At 72.7% G+C, this 15762-nt stretch carries 11 protein-coding genes; 7 read left to right on the forward strand and 4 right to left on the reverse strand.

Going from position 1 to position 15762, the window contains the following annotated elements; all coding sequences use genetic code 11:
* Nucleotides 1-22: 22 nt before the first annotated feature.
* Genes ACWTPI_RS04900 through ACWTPI_RS04910 form a run of 3 tightly spaced genes read right to left on the reverse strand, consistent with a single transcriptional unit; the run spans nt 23 to nt 2103 of the window.
* Nucleotides 23-529 carry a TPM domain-containing protein gene (locus tag ACWTPI_RS04900; protein ID WP_454731074.1) on the reverse strand — a complete coding sequence of 169 codons (507 nt, stop codon included), beginning with the start codon at nt 527-529 and terminating at the stop codon, nt 23-25.
* Between the two features lie 6 nt (nt 530-535).
* Nucleotides 536-1426: a TPM domain-containing protein gene (locus tag ACWTPI_RS04905; protein ID WP_454731075.1), complete on the reverse strand. Its 891-nt coding sequence runs from the start codon at nt 1424-1426 to the stop codon at nt 536-538.
* A gap of 44 nt (nt 1427-1470) precedes the next feature.
* Nucleotides 1471-2103: a LemA family protein gene (locus ACWTPI_RS04910; protein ID WP_020204537.1), complete on the reverse strand. Its 633-nt coding sequence runs from the start codon at nt 2101-2103 to the stop codon at nt 1471-1473.
* A 454-nt stretch (nt 2104-2557) separates the two neighbouring features.
* Between ACWTPI_RS04910 and dapA the strand changes: the two genes are divergently transcribed.
* Nucleotides 2558-3490, forward strand: a complete 933-nt coding sequence (gene dapA, locus ACWTPI_RS04915) for a 4-hydroxy-tetrahydrodipicolinate synthase (RefSeq protein WP_454731076.1) — start codon at nt 2558-2560, stop codon at nt 3488-3490.
* Nucleotides 3491-3513: 23 nt separating this feature from the next.
* Here the strand turns inward: dapA and hemL are convergent, their stop codons facing one another.
* Entirely contained in the window at nt 3514-4806 is a 1293-nt protein-coding gene (hemL, locus tag ACWTPI_RS04920; RefSeq protein WP_454731077.1) for a glutamate-1-semialdehyde 2,1-aminomutase, read from the reverse strand.
* A gap of 214 nt (nt 4807-5020) precedes the next feature.
* Between hemL and ACWTPI_RS04925 the strand changes: the two genes are divergently transcribed.
* The 6 genes from ACWTPI_RS04925 (at nt 5021) to ACWTPI_RS04950 (ending at nt 15743) form a co-directional block, all read left to right on the forward strand.
* Nucleotides 5021-5191 (forward strand): rubredoxin, encoded by a 171-nt coding sequence (locus ACWTPI_RS04925; protein ID WP_017225880.1) that lies wholly within the window; start codon nt 5021-5023, stop codon nt 5189-5191.
* Between the two features lie 410 nt (nt 5192-5601).
* Nucleotides 5602-6120, forward strand: coding sequence for a response regulator (locus ACWTPI_RS04930; RefSeq protein WP_454731078.1), 519 nt, complete (start codon nt 5602-5604; stop codon nt 6118-6120).
* Nucleotides 6121-6140: 20 nt separating this feature from the next.
* Nucleotides 6141-6509 (forward strand): response regulator, encoded by a 369-nt coding sequence (locus ACWTPI_RS04935; protein ID WP_020204541.1) that lies wholly within the window; start codon nt 6141-6143, stop codon nt 6507-6509.
* A gap of 57 nt (nt 6510-6566) precedes the next feature.
* Complete coding sequence (locus ACWTPI_RS04940; protein WP_020204542.1) at nt 6567-7139, forward strand: chemotaxis protein CheW; 573 nt, start codon at nt 6567-6569, stop codon at nt 7137-7139.
* A gap of 148 nt (nt 7140-7287) precedes the next feature.
* Nucleotides 7288-9453, forward strand: coding sequence for a methyl-accepting chemotaxis protein (locus ACWTPI_RS04945; RefSeq protein ID WP_020204543.1), 2166 nt, complete (start codon nt 7288-7290; stop codon nt 9451-9453).
* A gap of 71 nt (nt 9454-9524) precedes the next feature.
* A complete protein-coding gene (locus tag ACWTPI_RS04950; protein ID WP_454731079.1) occupies nt 9525-15743 on the forward strand; it encodes an Hpt domain-containing protein in 6219 nt (2072 codons plus the stop codon).
* Nucleotides 15744-15762 lie beyond the last annotated feature (19 nt).

Consider the following 15762-nt stretch of genomic DNA (forward strand, 5'->3'; position numbering starts at 1 on the left):
GCCGCCGCGCGGCCGGGGGGCGCTACAGCACCACCGGCCGGTCGTCCAGCTGGTTGTGGTTGGGTTTGCCGTCCTCGGCGGGGAAGTGCGTGGCGAGCAGGTGGTGGATCTGCTCCACCGCCGCCAGCACCGGCCTGACCGAAAGGTCGCGCGCCAGCCCGGCGGCCAGTTCGCTGCACAGCGCGCGCCAGGTCTCGGGGCCGACGCGGGCGTCGATGCCGCGGTCGGCCAGCAGCTCGACGGCGTGGTCGGCCAGGTTGATGTAGAGCAGCACGCCGGTGTGGCCTTCGGTGTTCCAGACCTCGAGCGCGCCAAACAGGGCGCGCGCCCGCGCGCGCGGCGTGATGCCGGCGAAGGCCAGGCCGACCGGCAGGCTGGATTCGATCACCACGCGCACCTCGCCGTGGTGGCGCTGCTCGCCGGCGGCGACCGCCTGCTGCAGCTGCTGCCGGGCCTCGGCGGGGAAGTGGCGGTTGGCGGCACCGGGGCGGGTGCCGAGATGGCGCAGCGCGCGTTTGAAGTGGGGCATGCGTGGCTACCAGTTGCCGGAGGCGCCGCCTCCGTCGAATCCGCCGCCCCCGCCGCCGCCGAAGCCGCCACCCCCTCCGCCGCCACCGCCGCCGAATCCGCCCCCGCCGCCGCGTCCCCAGCCGCCGCCGAGCCCGCCGAGCGTGCCGCCCAGGCCGCCCGCGGCCGCGTCCCAGCCGCGCCGGCCGGTCACGATCTGCGGGCCGCGCGGGCGGCGCGCGGCGGAGATGAAGAAGAACAGGATGATGGCGAGCGGGAACAGCACCGGCAGCCAGCCGGCCAGCGAATCGCGCTGGGCCGGCTTGCCGCCGGCCTGCGGGCCGGGCAGGCCTTCCTTGTCGATGGTGGCCTGGATGGCCGAGACGCCGGCCGCGAGGCCACCGTAGAAGTCGTTCTGGCGGAAGTGCGGTGCCATCACGTCCTGCAGGATGCGCTTGGACATCGCGTCGGTGAGCGAGCCCTGCACGCCGCGGCCCACCTCGAGCCGCATCTTGCGCAGCCCGGGCGGGTTGTCCTTGGCGATCAGCAGGATCACGCCGTCGTCGATGCCCTTGCGCCCGGCGCGCCAGGCGTCGGCCACGCGGATGCTGTAGGCGTCGATCGGCTCGGGCTCGGTGGTGGGCACCATCAGCACGAAGATCTGGCTGCCGCGCTGCTGCTCGTATTCGGCCAGCACGTTTTCCAGCGCGCCGCGCTGGCTGGCGCTGAGCGTGCCGGTGAGGTCGGTCACGCGCTGGGTCAGCGGCGGCACCGGCACGAAGCCGTCGGCGCCGGCCGCCGCCGCGGCCGCGGCCGGCCACGCCAGCAGCGCGCCGAGCATCAGCGCCAGCGCCAGCAGCGCGCCGCGCCAGCCGCGCGCGGCCGGCGGGGGGAGGGGTCGGGCCAGGTCTTGCCGCATGGGTTCAGCCTCTTGGGTCTAGCCTGCTGTGTGCGCGGCGCGGATCAGAACTTCACCGCCGGCGGCGCCGAGATGGCCTTTTCGTTCTCCACCGAGAAGGACGGCTTGACCGGGTACTTGAACACCATCGCGGTCAGGTTGGTGGGGAAGCTGCGCGCCAGGACGTTGTAGTCGCGCACCGCGGCGATATAGCGCTGGCGCGCCACCGTGATGCGGTTCTCGGTGCCTTCGAGCTGCGACTGCAAATCGCGGAAAGAGGCGTCGGCCTTGAGCTGCGGATAGTTTTCCGACACGGCCAGCAGGCGCGACAGCGCGCCGCTCAGCTCGCCCTGGGCCTGCTGGAAGCGCTTGAAGGCCTCGGGGTCGTTGAGGGTCTCGGGCGAGACCTGGATGCTGGTGGCCGCGGCGCGGGCCTTGGTCACGGCTTCGAGGGTCTCGCGCTCGTGCGTGGCGTAGCCCTTGACGGTGTTGACCAGGTTGGGGATCAGGTCGGCGCGGCGCTGGTACTGGTTGATGACCTCGCCCCAGGCTGCCTTGACGGCCTCGTCCTTGGCCTGGAAGTCGTTGTATCCGCAGGCGGACAGCAGGCTGGCGCTCAGGGCCAGCAGCAGCCAGCGCAGGACGGACCGCGCGGAGGCCGGGACAGAGGACAGGGCAGGGGACAGGGATGCGCGCATCGAACACTCCGGAAATCGGGGAAGCACCAGTGTAGCGCAGGGGGCGCCGCCGGCAAGCGCCGGCGTGCCGGTTGACGCCGGCATGCCGGTGCCGGTAGATTGTCGGCTTCGGCCCGGCGGCCGCGGTCCCGCACCGGCACCGCCGCGGCCTTGCCCGGATTCTCGATCCCCGGTTTTCCCGATCCCCGCTTCGCCATGCGCGCCTTTCCGCCGATTTCCGCACCCGCCCGAGCTGCCTCGCAGCCGCGGATGCCCGCGCGCGCCAAAGCCAAAAAACAGCCGCTCGTCTGACCGGGGCGCGCTGTTCCGTCAGATGAGCGACGGAACGGCACCTGCGACCAGGGGCGAGGCCGGCTTTGCCGCTTCCATCTTCCCGCAGTCCACGGCAGACCCAGCCGCCAATCCGGCGCCCTTCTGTACGGTTTTTTCCTGACCGGTCGTACAGGAGTGTTTCATGCAGCAAGCAGAACAAGCAGAGCAATCACAACAACCGGCACGGCCGCCGCGGCAGGCCTTCGCCGGCATCTGGCTGCCGCTGGTGACGCCGTTCGCCCACGGCGAGGTCGACCACGCCGCGCTGGCGCGGCTGGCGCGCCGCTACGCCGCCAGCGGCATCGCCGGCTTCGTGGCGTGCGGCAGCACCGGCGAGGCGGCCGCGCTCGACGAGGACGAGCAACTGGCCGTGCTCGACACCGTGCTCGAGGCCGCCGGCGGGCTGCCGGTGATGATGGGCGTGGCGGGCAGCAACGCGCGCCAGGCGCAGGCGCGCGTGCGGCGCCTGGCCGCGCGGCCGCTGGCGGGCGTGCTGGCGTCGGCGCCGGCCTACGTGCGGCCGTCGCAGGCCGGGCTGATCGATTATTTCCACATGCTGGCCGACGCCGCCGCCGCGCCGCTGGTGCTGTACGACATTCCGTACCGCACCGGCGTGAAGCTGGAGACCGACACCATCCTGGCGCTGGCCGCGCATCCGAACATCCATGCCGTCAAGGATTGCGGCGGCGACTATCACGGTACCCAGGCGGTGATCGCCGACGGCCGCCTGGCGCTGCTGGCCGGCGAGGACCACCAGTTGCTGGGCACGCTGTGCCTGGGCGGCAGCGGGGCGATCGTCGCCTCGGCCCATCTGCGCCCGGAGTCGTTCGTGGCGCTGGCGCGCGCGGTGGCGGACCAGCGGCTGGAGCAGGCGCGGCGCCTGTTCCACGCGCTGATGCCGATGATCCGGCTGCTGTTCGCGCAGCCCAACCCCGGTCCGCTCAAGGCCATGCTGGCGCGCGAGGGCTGGCTGCGCAACGAGCTGCGCGCGCCGATGACGCCGGCCGGCGAGGCGCTGGCGTCGGCGCTGGCACGCGCGGGCGCCAGCCTCGGCGAGGCGGTCCCGCGCGGCTAGCCACGCGGTGGTGCGCAGGCCGCTCAGCCGGCGGCGAACGCCTTGCGCGCCGCCTCGATGGTGGTGGCGAGGATGGCGTCGTCGTGCTGCGCCGAGACGAAGCCGGCCTCGAACGCGGACGGCGCCAGGTAGACGCCGGCGTCCAGCATGGCGTGGAAGAAGCGGTTGAAGCGCGCGGTGTCGCACCGGGTGACTTCGGCGAAGCTGCCCGGCACGCCCTCGCGGAAGTACAGGCCGAACATGCCGCCGATGGCGTCGGCGGCGAACGGCACGCCGGCTTCGCGCGCGGCCGCGGCGAGGCCGTCGGCGAGCTTGCGGGTCTGCGCGGCGAGGCGGTCGTGGAAGCCGGGCGCCTGGATCAGCTTGAGCGTGGTCAGCCCGGCCGCCACCGCGAGCGGGTTGCCCGACAGCGTGCCGGCCTGGTAGACGCCGCCCAGCGGCGCCAGGCAGGCCATGATGTCGCGCCGGCCGCCGAAGGCCGCGGCCGGCATGCCGCCGCCGATCACCTTGCCCAGGCAGGTCATGTCCGGGGTGATGCCGTAGTGCGCCTGCGCGCCGCCCAGCGCCACGCGGAAGCCCGTCATCACCTCGTCGAAGATCAGCACGGCGCCGTGCCTGGTGCACAGCGCGCGCATGGCCTGCAGGAAGGCGTCGCTGGCGCGCACCAGGTTCATGTTGCCGGCCACCGGCTCGACGATCACCGCGGCGATCTCGCCCTCGTGCTTGATGAAGGCCTGTTCGAGCTGCTCGACGTTGTTGTACTCCAGCACCATCGTGTGCTTGGTCACGTCGGCCGGCACGCCGGCCGAGGACGGCGCGTTCTGCGTGGTGTCGGCGAACGTCAGCAGGCCCGAGCCGGCCTTGACCAGCAGGCTGTCGGCATGGCCGTGGTAGCAGCCCTCGAACTTGACGATCAGGTCGCGCTTGGTGAAGCCGCGCGCCAGGCGCAGCGCGCTCATGGTGGCCTCGGTGCCGGACGACACCAGCCGCACCTGCTCGATCGACGGCACCAGCTTGCAGATTTCCTCGGCCATCTCGATCTCGGCCTCGGTCGGCGCGCCGAACGAGAAGCTCAGGCCGGCGGTCTCGCGCACCGCGCGCACCACCTCGGGGTGGGCGTGGCCGACGATCATCGGGCCCCACGAGCCGATGTAGTCGATGTAGCGCTGGCCGTCGGCATCCCACATGTAGGCGCCTTCGGCGCGCGTGATGAAGCGGGGCGTGCCGCCCACCGAGCGGAAGGCGCGCACGGGCGAATTGACGCCGCCCGGGATGGTTTGCTGGGCGCGGTCGAAAAGCTGCTGGTTACGAGACATGGCTTTGCGTGAGATCAAAAGCAGGAGGAACGCGTTCTATCGGGCGGCAAGTCTGGCGGAAATGCCGGCAAAAAATCCCCAATGAAGGGCATTTGCGCGGTAACGTGCGCGAACACGGCGTGTTTGGCCCGGATCGTGCTTGCCCGGCTGGCGCCGGCGCCGCCGATTCGGTACCATCTGGCCCTGAATTTTAATGGAGAGTGACTGAACCGTTATGGAATACAAGACCTGGATGTGCCTGATCTGCGGGTGGATTTACGATGAAGCCGCCGGCGCGCCCGAAGACGGCATTGCCCCCGGCACCAAGTGGGAAGACGTGCCCATCAACTGGACGTGCCCGGAATGCGGCGCGCGCAAGGAAGATTTCGAGATGGTGGCTCTGTAAGCCGCCGTCGCGCGGCTCCGTGCCGCCGCGCGCCGGGGTATCGCATCCGCCGGCGGCGGGGCATCCCGGGCAGGGCAGCATGACGTGCCCGTGACAAGCCGGCCCGCGCCGCCGCGTCGCGTCGATGCGACAGATCGCCGGGGAATGTTCCGGATTCCGGATTGACGGCCCCACGGCGAGTTGTCACACTCTGTTTCAAATTTGAAAATCCCCCCTTTGGGGGCGGACTTGGGCAGGCGCGGGTACCACGCGCCGCCGTTTGCCGGGCGCGGGCCACCGCGGCGGTGTGTTTTTCGGGAATCAGGACGTTTTGTTTCGGGGTCCGCCGGCGCAGCCACGCTGCGCCGCGCGGAAGTTCTCAGGTGAATGCCGGCGGGTCCCGCGAGGGGCGCGCTGGTTGCGGGAACGGGATGCGGGTCGCTCAACCACTAGAAAGTATTCGGGTCAACGCCGAACGGGTCAGTGCCGGAGCCATCGGAGCCACCGGCGTGGCCGAAGCCGGCGCGGCCGCCGGCGGCACGGTCGCGCCCGCGCGCCGCAAGGTGCTCGTCATCGACGACTCCAGCACCATCCGCCGCACCGCCGAGATCTTCCTGTCGCAGGCCGGCTGCGAGGTGCTGCTGGCCGAGGACGGCTTCGAGGCGCTCGCCAAGGTTGGCGACATGCACCCGGACCTGATCTTCTGCGACATCCTGATGCCGCGCCTGGACGGCTACCAGACCTGCGCCCTGATCAAGAAAAGCCCGCGCTTCCATGCCATTCCGGTGATCATGCTGTCGTCCCGCGACGGCGTGTTCGACCGCTCGCGCGGCCGCCTCGTCGGCGCGCGCGACCATCTCGCCAAGCCGTTCACCCGCGAGTCGCTGCTGCAGGCCGTCGATGCCTGCGTGCCATGTGCCGCCGCCGTGGCCAGCGCCGAACCGGCCTGAGCGCATATCTAGGAATACTCATGACCATCAGCAAGATCCTCATCGTCGACGACTCCCCGACCGAAGCCCTGTTCATGTCCGACCTGCTCGGCAAGCAGGGCTTCAAGGTGTCGGTGGCCGGCAACAGCGACCAGGCCTTCGCCCGGCTCGAAAGCGAGCGCTTCGACCTGATCCTCATGGACGTGGTGATGCCGGGCCAGAACGGCTACCAGGCCACCCGCGCCATCAAGCGCGACGACCGCTTCAAGGACATCCCGGTCATCATGTGCACCAGCAAGGGCCTGGACACCGACCGCATCTGGGGCATGCGCCAGGGCGCGGCCGACTACATCGTCAAGCCGGTCGACGGCGCGGAGCTGCTCGGCAAGATCGCGGCGCTGGCCCACTGAGCCGGTCGCCGCCCGCCTGCCCACCCGCCTACTCCCTTGCCACGACGGAATCCGCCCATGAACGCGCCGCGCCAGGATCTCCGGGCCAGACAGACCCGGCTGCAGGACTACCAGGCCATGCTGGCCCGCCGCCTGCGCGAGGCGCGCAGCCTGCCGGCGATGGACAGCTTTCTCGGCCTGCAGGTCGGCCAGCGCCACTGGCTGCTGCCGCTCAAGGAGACCGGGGAAGTGCTGGAGATGCGCCAGCCCAGCCGCGTGCCGCTCACGCAGGGCTGGTACACGGGGCTGGTGAACGCGCGCGGCAGCCTGCTCGGCGTGATCGATTTCGGCCTGTTCTGCGGCGAGGGTGCCACCCCGCTGCAGCCGGGCAGCAAGATCGTGGTGCTGTCGCGCCAGGTCGAGCGCGCCTGCGGCATCCTGGCCACGCGCGTGATCGGCCTGCGCCATGCCGGCGAGCTGAGCCTGCCGGCGGAGCCGCCGTCCATGCCGCCGCCGGGCCAGCCCCAGGACGCGCCGGAATGGGAGGGCGCGCGCTTCGCCGACCGCGACGGGCGCGACTGGCAGGTGCTGGACGTGAACCGCCTGCTGGCGTCGCCGGCCTTCCTGCAGGTCGGCCGGCAGGCTGCCTGAGGGGCGCCGGCGGCACGGAGACGCATCGCGGGCGGCACGGAGAAGCGGCACGAAGAAGCGGCAGGCGGCGGGGAGGAGGCGGGTCCGCGCTGGCCGCGGACGCGCCGCAGAGAAACCAAGAATCGAAGAATAACGAACAGAGGGTGCTATGGGTTTCAAGAACATCAGCCTGGGTCGCCGGGCGCCGGTGGCCGCTGCCGCCGAGGTGGCGGTGAACGCGGCGGCGCCGGCGGACAGGAGCACCCCGGCCGAGCGCATCGCCGACAGGCTGGCCCGCATCCCGTTCGCCAGCCAGCAGCGCGCGCTGACCGGCGGCGTGGTGCTGTCGCTGGTGGCGCTGCTGGCGTCGGTGTACGCGGACAACCGCGAGGCCAACAACGGCGCGGCGCAGATCGAGATCGCCGGCGACATGCTGATGCACTCCCAGCGCCTGGCCAAGGCGGTGCCGGTGGCGCTGCTGGGCAATGCGCAGGGCTTCACGCAGCTGCGCCAGTCCAAGGCCGAGCTGGCCGGCGACTTGCAGTCGCTGCAGAACGGCAGCGATGAAAAGCACGTGCGCGCCACCGGCGGCGCGGCCGCGCCGCTGCTGGAGAAGGCCATCGAATCGTGGCGCCGCACCGAGAAGAGCGCGGGCGACGTGCTGGCCCAGCAGCCGACCCTGACCACCATCGGCCAGACGCTGCAGATCTTCAACGCCTCCAACCCGGAACTGCTGGAAAGCGCCGAGCAGGTGGCGGCGATCAAGCTGCAGGGCGGCGCCAACGCGCGCGAGGTGGCCGCCTCCGCGCAGCTGGTGATGCTGACGCAGCGCCTGGGCAAGAACCTCAACGAGTTCCTGGCCGGCGAAGGCGTCAACCCGGAAACCGCGTTCCTGCTGGGCAAGGACACCAACACCTTCCGCGAGACGCTGGACGGCCTGCTCAACGGCAGCGAGGCGCTGCGCCTGGCGGCCACCGGCGACGCCGAGACGCGCACCTACCTGCAGCAGCTCTCGCAGCGTTTCGACGCCGTGCAGAAGACCACGCAGACCATCCTGCAGAACCTGCCCGGCCTGATCGCCGCCAAGCGCGCCCAGCAGCAGATCTTCAACGACAACGAGGCGCTGCGCGGCGAGCTGTCGCAACTGCAGTCGGCCTACGCCGAAGGCGCGCGCGTGCGTCCGCTGACGCTGGGCGCGACCATCGTCTCGGCGGTGCTGACGCTGCTGTTCCTGGCCGGGCTGGCGGCGCTCTACCTGCGCGATTCGCGCGCCCGCGCCAGCGAGGCGGAAGCCCGCGAGCACGAAGCCGAGGCGCGCCGCCTCGAGGAAAAGCGCAACAACGACGCCACCCAGAAGGCCATTCTGCAGTTGATGAACGAGCTGCAGGACATCGCCGACGGCGACCTGACCAGGCAGGCCACCGTGACCGAGGACATCACCGGCGCCATCGCCGACTCGGTGAACTACACCGTGGAAGAACTGCGCGAGCTGGTCGGCCGGGTGCAGCAGACCGCGGGCGAGGTGACGCAGGCCTCGGGCCAGGTGCAGGACACCTCGACCCAGCTGGTGGCCGCCTCCGAGGAACAGTCGCGCCAGATCCGCCAGACCGGCGAGTCGGTGGTGGAGATGGCCGACCGCATCACCCAGGTGTCGCGCGGCGCGGCCGAGTCGGCCAACGTGGCGCGCGCCTCGCTGGCCGCCGCCGAGCAGGGCCAGCACGCGGTGCAGAACGCCATCGCCGGCATGAACGACATCCGCGAGCAGATCCAGGACACCTCCAAGCGGATCAAGCGCCTGGGCGAGTCGTCGCAGGAGATCGGCGAGATCGTCGAGCTGATTTCCGACATTACCGAGCAGACCAACGTGCTGGCGCTCAACGCCGCCATCCAGGCCGCCTCCGCCGGCGAGGCCGGGCGCGGCTTCTCGGTGGTGGCCGAGGAAGTGCAGCGCCTGGCCGAACGCTCGGGCGAGGCGACCAAGCAGATCGGCGCGCTGATCCGCACCATCCAGACCGACACGCAGGACGCGGTGCACGCGATGGAGCGCAGCACGCAGGGCGTGGTCGAAGGCGCCAAGCTGTCCGACAACGCCGGCGCCGCGCTGGTGGAGATCGGCCGCGTGTCGCGCCAGCTCGCCGAGCTGATCGAGCAGATTTCGCAGACCACCTCGCACGAAGCGGGGCTCGCCACCGCGGTGGCGCGCAATATCGAAGGGATCCTGCAGGTGACCGAACAGACCTCGTCCGGCACGCGCCAGACCGCGCTGTCGGTGCGCCAGCTCACCCTGCTGACCGAGGAACTGCGTAACTCCGTGCTGCGATTCAAGATCGCCTGACGGGTTACGCGAGCCACGGCCGCCGCGCGCCACGGACCGGCGCCACCGCATTGGACGCATTGGATGCAGTCATGTCATTGAATTTCCCCGCCTCGCACGAGCCCGCCGGCGCCGGTCCGGCCGCGCCGGACGTGCCGGCACCGGCGGCCCAGCGCGCCGCCGGCACCACGCACGCCGCCGAAGCCGCCGGCAGCCCGGTGTCGCGCGACCTTTCCATGCTGGCATGGCTGGCGCCGAGCCTGCGCGCGGCGCTCGACGATGCCGCCGCCGAACTGGGCCACTACGTCGACGAGGTGCAGCAGGCGCCCGAGGCGCTCGGCGCGCGCGACACCACCTCGCTGCGCCTGGCCGGCCAGCACCTGCACCAGGCCGCCGGCGCCGTGCACATCGTCGGCCTGCGCGGCGTGGACCCGTACTGCCAGGTGCTGCGCCGCCTGCTCGACGCCATCGACGCCGGCACCGTGCCGGCCGACGCGCAGACGCTGGGCGTGTTCCGCCTCGGCGTGCAGGCGCTGGCCGAGTACGTCGACGACCTGATGGCCGGCGACGACGAAGACCCGGTGCGCCTGTTCCGCTCCTATGCCGACGTGCTCGGCCGCCTCGGCGAAGACCGCGTGCATCCGGCCGACCTGTGGGTCGACGAGCTGCAGATGCTGCCCGGCATCCTGCTGCCGATGCGCATGGCTGCCTCGGTCACGCGCGCGCGCCAGCGCTTCGAGGCCGCGCTGCTCAAGGCGCTGCGCCTGCCGGTGCCGTGCCACGACGAGAGCCTGCTGCGCGAGGCCTACCTGCCGCTGGAGTCCGCGCTCGAAGACGTGCGCGCCAGCGAGCAGGAGCTGCGCCGCGCCACCGACCACCCCGACCGCGGCGTGTGGCACGTGCTGGCGCTGGTGTTCGGCGCGCTGGCCCACGGCCTGCTGCCCTCCGACCTGCTCGCCAAGCGCCTGGCGGCGCGGGCCCACCTGCTGCTGCGCCAGTACCTGCAAGGCCAGGTGCGCGTGCCGCAGGCGCTGCTCAACGACGCCGTCTACCTGCTGGTCACGACCACCGGCGCCGGCGCGGCCGCGCCCGCCGGCGAGGCCGAAAGCCAGCCGGTGCTGGCGCTGCGCTCGGCCATCCGCGAATGCCTGCAGGCGTTCCGCATCGACGCCGCGCACGGCGTGGCGCGCGCCGATTTCCGCGTGCGCTACTACGGCTGGCTCGACCCGATCGACACGCGCAACCTGCAGCAGGCCGCCGCCGCGCTCGAGCGCGCCGCCGCCGACCCGCAGCACGGCGACTGGCAGGGCGCGCTCGCGGCGCTGGCCGAAGCCGCGCAGCCGCTGGCCCAGCCCGCCTTGCTGCGCTGCCTGGACGCCGCCGCGCAGCCCGCCGTGCTGGCCGGCGGCGCGCGGCGGGAGGGCGTGCAGCAGGAAGGCGCCGAAGGCGAGGACATCGGTATCGGCGCCGTCGCGCTGTTCCTCGGCCGCGCGCTGGCGCTGCCGTGGCGCGTGCATGGCAACACCGGCCACGCCGCGGCCGCCGGTTTCGCGCAGCGCTGCGACGAGCTGACCGCCTACCTGGGCGAGCGCCAGCGGGGCAACGCCGCGGCGCCCGCGCCGCGCTGGCTGGCGCAGATGGTGGAGCAGGCGCGCGCGCAGCGCCTGCGCGAGGCCGCCGTGGCGCAGCTGCGCGGCCATCTCGACAGCGGTGAATCCTGGCTCGACGCCTACGACCGCGACGCGGCCCGCCCCGAATCCGGCGCCCACCTGCGCGATGCGCAGCGCGCGTTCGCCGCGCTGGGCGCCACGCTGGAACAATTGCAGGACGCCGGCGCGCTGCCGGAGACGCTGCGCGCCGAGGCGCTCACCGTGGCCGCGGCGCTGCAGCGCGTGGCGCAGTCGCTCGGCCTGCTGGCCGGCGCGCGCGCCACGCCGGATGCCGCGCCGGACGCCGCCGCCGGGCGCGCCGGCTGGCTGGCCGCGATCGCCGGCGAGCTCGGCGCGGTGCATGCGTTCATCGACGCGCTCGCGTTCGGCCGCCGCGCCGCCGCCGACGCGCCGGATGGCGCGGAATACGATGCGGCCGGCCACGCCGCGGCGGAAGGCGGCGCGGTGTCCCACGCGGCCCTGCTCGCCAACGCGCGCGCGGCCGCCAGCGAGGTGGTGCGCCACCCGGCCGCCGCCGACGCGCCCGAGGTCAAGGCGCTGCGCGCCGCGCTGCAGGCGCTCAACGAGCAGGCGGCCATCGACGACGACGCCGGCCTGCGGCGCCAGGCCGACGAAGCCACCACCCAGCTCAATGCCTGGCTGGCCGGCTCGCAGGGCGCGGCCGAGCGCCTGGTGGTGGCGCTGGCGGACGCGCTGCCGGCCAATGTGGCGAGCGCGCCCGCCGCCGCGCCGGCGCCGCCGGCTGCCGCGGACAGCGCCGCCATCGATGCCGAGCTGCTCGACATCTTCCTCACCGAGGCCGACGAAGTGCTGGGCGAGGTCGCCAGCGACCTGCGCGCCGGCCTCGCGGCGCTCGGCGACGCCGATACCGTCAGCCGCCTGCGGCGCGCCTTCCATACGCTCAAGGGATCGAGCCGCATGGTCGGGCTGCACCGCTACGGCGAGGCGGCCTGGGCCATCGAACAGGTGATGAACCTGTGGATCGCCGAGGCGCGCGGGCCGTCGCAGGCGGTGGTCGACCTGCTGCTGCGCGCGCACGGCGAGCTGGCCGCGTGGGTGACGGCGCTGCAGGTCGATCCGCTGGCCACGCACGACACCGCCGGCCTGCTGGCCGCGGCGCAGGCGGTGCGTGCCGGCGAGGAGGCTGCCGCTGCCGCTGCCGCTGCCGACGTCGCCGCCGCCGCCGCGCCGGTGGAAGACCCGGCCGCGTTCGCGGCGCCGGCCTTCGTGGACGGGCTCGCGCTGCTCGACGCGGACGGCCAGCCGGGCGGCGAGAGCGGCGTGGCCGCCGGACTCGCGGCCGAACTCGCGGGCGAACTCATGGCCGAATTCGTTCCCGGGTCCGAATTTGGGACCGGAAATGGGGCCGAGGCCGGGACCGAAGCCGGGACCGGACCGGCAGCGCAACCCGCCGACCAGGCAACCGGCCTGACCGCCGACGACGAAGCCGCGGCCGACGCCAAGGTCATCCCGTTCCGCTTCGCCAGCACGCCCGCCGAGCAGAACGACCATTTCAAGGTGATCGGCCCGGTCCGCATCAGCCTGCCGCTCTACAACGTCTACCTGCAGGAAGCCGACGATCTGGTGCGCCAGTTCGCCACCGACGTCTCCGAATGGCGCCACGAAGGGCGCCCGTGCCCGAGCGAGCTGGCGCTGCGCGTCGCGCATACGCTGCAGGGCAGCGCCTCCACCGTGGGCCTGGAGCCGGTGCGCGCGATCGCCGAGGCGCTCGAGCGCCTGATGCTGCAACTGGGCACGCATCCGGTGGCCATGCACCCCGGCGATTTCCGCCTGCTCGAACAGGCGGTCGAGCGCGTGCGCGGCATGCTGCACCAGTTCGCCGCCGGCATCTGGCCGGATGCCGACGACGCGCTGTGCCGCAGCCTGGCCGAGCTGGGCGAGCGCGCCATGGTGCGCCCGCGCCTGGCCGTGCCGGAATCGGCCGGCATGGCGCCGGAGGCGGAAGGCGCGCCGGTCGCGCTGCTGTTCGGCAAGCCATCGTCGCCATCGTCACCGCCGTTTGCCGAGGCGCAGGACGGCGCGGCCGGGTTTGCCGCGGCCATCCCGCTCGTGCCCGAACCCGCTTCCGCGCACGCGGCGGCGCCGCTGGCCGAGGCGGCCAACGAAAGCATCGCGCCGGACGGCGAGGCGCCGCTCGACCCCGCGCTGGTCGAGATCTTCCTCGAGGAAGCCCACGGCAGCCTGCCCGAGCTCGGCCGGCTGCTGCGCGGCTGGGAAGCCACCGCCGGCGACGGCCAGGATGCCCGCCACGCCGGCCTGATCCTGCGCGCCCTGCATACGCTCAAGGGCAGCGCGCGCATGGCCGGCGCGATGGCGCTGGGCCAGGCCGCGCACGAGATGGAGACGCTGCTCGACGCCGCCGTGCGCGGCGGGCGCGTCGACGCCGCGCTGTTCGCGCGCCTGTATGCCTGGTACGACCGCATCCTCGCGCATGGCGAGGCGCTGCAGGGCGGCCGCCTGCTGGCGGTGGACGACCCCGAGCTGATCAATGCCGGCGACGCGCAGGTTGGCGAGCCGGAAAGCGGCGTGGCGGCCGAGGTGCGGTCCGATGTGCAGTCCGATATGCGGACCGAAGCGCCGGCCCTGCTACAGCTGCCGCAGGCCGGAGCGAGGCCGCTGTCGCCGGGCGCGGTGGGCGTGGGCATGCTGCAGCCCGCCACCGTGCCGGTGCCGGCCGAGACCGGCGAGCGCCTGCGCGCGCTGGTGCGCGTGCAGGCCCGCACGCTCGACACCCTCATCACCGACGCCGGCGAAGTCGGCGCCACGCGCGCGCGGCTGGAAAGCGAGCTCGACGCGCTGCGCAGCTATCTCGGCGAACTCAACGACAACGTGGCGCGCCTGCGTGGCCAGTTGCGCGAGATCGAGATCCAGGCCGAGTCGCAGATGGCGTCGCGCATCGCCGACGCCCAGCATTCGCAGGACTTCGATCCGCTCGAATTCGACCGCTTCACGCGCTTCCAGGAACTGACCCGCATGATGGCCGAGTCGGTCAACGACGTGGCCACGGTCGAGCAGAACCTGCAGCGCGGCTTCGACCGCGCCACCGGCGACCTCGACGCGCAGGCCCGCCTCACGCGCGGCCTGCAGCGCAGCCTGATGCAGGCGCGCATGGTGCAGTTCGACGCGCTGGCCGAGCGGCTCTACCGCGTGGCGCGCCAGGCCGCCAGCGAGACCGGCAAGGAAGTGCGGCTGCTCATCAAGGGCGGCACGGTGGAAGTCGACCGCTCGGTGCTGGACCGCATGGCCGGCCCGATCGAGCACCTGATCCGCAACGCGGTGGTGCACGGCATCGAGCCGGCCGAGGTCCGCCGCGCGGCGGGCAAGCCGGCCGCCGGCGCGCTCACGCTCGAGGTGCAGCAGGAAGGCAACGAGGTGGTGCTGCATTTCGTCGACGACGGCGGCGGCCTGGACCTGGCGCGCATCCACGCGCGCGCCATCGAGCGCGAGCTGCTCTCGGCCGACGACGACGCCGGCGAGGCGCGCCTGACCGAGCTGATCTTCGCGCCCGGCTTCAGCACCGCCGAGTCGGTGTCCGAGCTGGCCGGGCGCGGCGTCGGCATGGACGTGGTGCGCGCCGAGACCGTGGCGCTGGGCGGGCGCATCGCGCTGGCCACGCAGGCCGGGCAGGGCACCCGCTTCACCGTGCACCTGCCGCTGACCACCGCCATCACGCAGGTGCTGCTGGTCACGCTGGGCGGGCGCCAGTTCGCCATCCCCAGCGGCATGATCGACCAGGTCCAGCAACTGCGCTCGCAAGGCCTGCTCGAAGCCTACAACCGCGGCCGGCTCGACGCCGCCGGCGGCGAGGTGCCGTTCTACTACTTCGGCACGCTGCTGGAGGAAACGCCGGCCATCGCCGCGGGCCGCAAGTACTCGCCCGTGGTGGTGGTGCGCAGCGGCGCCGAACGCATCGCCGTGCACGTGGACGAAGTGATCGGCAACCGCGAAGTGGTGGTCAAGCACATCGGCCCCCACCTGGCGCGCCTCGAAGGCATCGCCGGCGCCACCACGCTCGGCGATGGCGAGATCGTGCTGATCTACAACCCGGTGGTGCTGGCGCAGCGCTTCGTGCGCGAGCGCGGCGAGCCGCCGCGCCTGCCGCTGCCGGGCCTGGAGCAGGCCGCGCAGCAGCCCGCGCTGGGCGCGGTGGCCGAACTGGGCCACGGCGGCGCCGCGCCGGTGGCGGGCCTGGGCACGCAGCCGACCATCATGGTGGTGGACGACTCGCTCACCGTGCGCAAGGTCTCGCACCGCCTGCTGACCCGCGCCGGCTACCAGGTGGTGCTGGCGCGCGACGGCGTGGACGCGCTGCGGCAACTGCAGGACGTGATGCCCGACGCCATGCTGGTCGACATCGAGATGCCGCACATGGACGGCTTCGACCTGACCCGCAACGTGCGCGGCGACAGCCGCACCGCCCACATGCCGCTGGTGATGATCACCTCGCGCACGGCGGAAAAACACCGCCGCTACGCCGCCGAGATCGGCGTCAACGTGTATCTGGGCAAGCCGTACAACGAGGATGAACTGCTGACCACGCTGCACCATCTGCTGGGCGAACGCGCCGCGGGCACCGCGGGCTCGGTGGCGCAGATGCTGGGAGACGATGCGGGGAATTGAGGCGGAGGCGGGCCAGCTC

Source organism: Cupriavidus ulmosensis, from assembly GCF_977008105.1.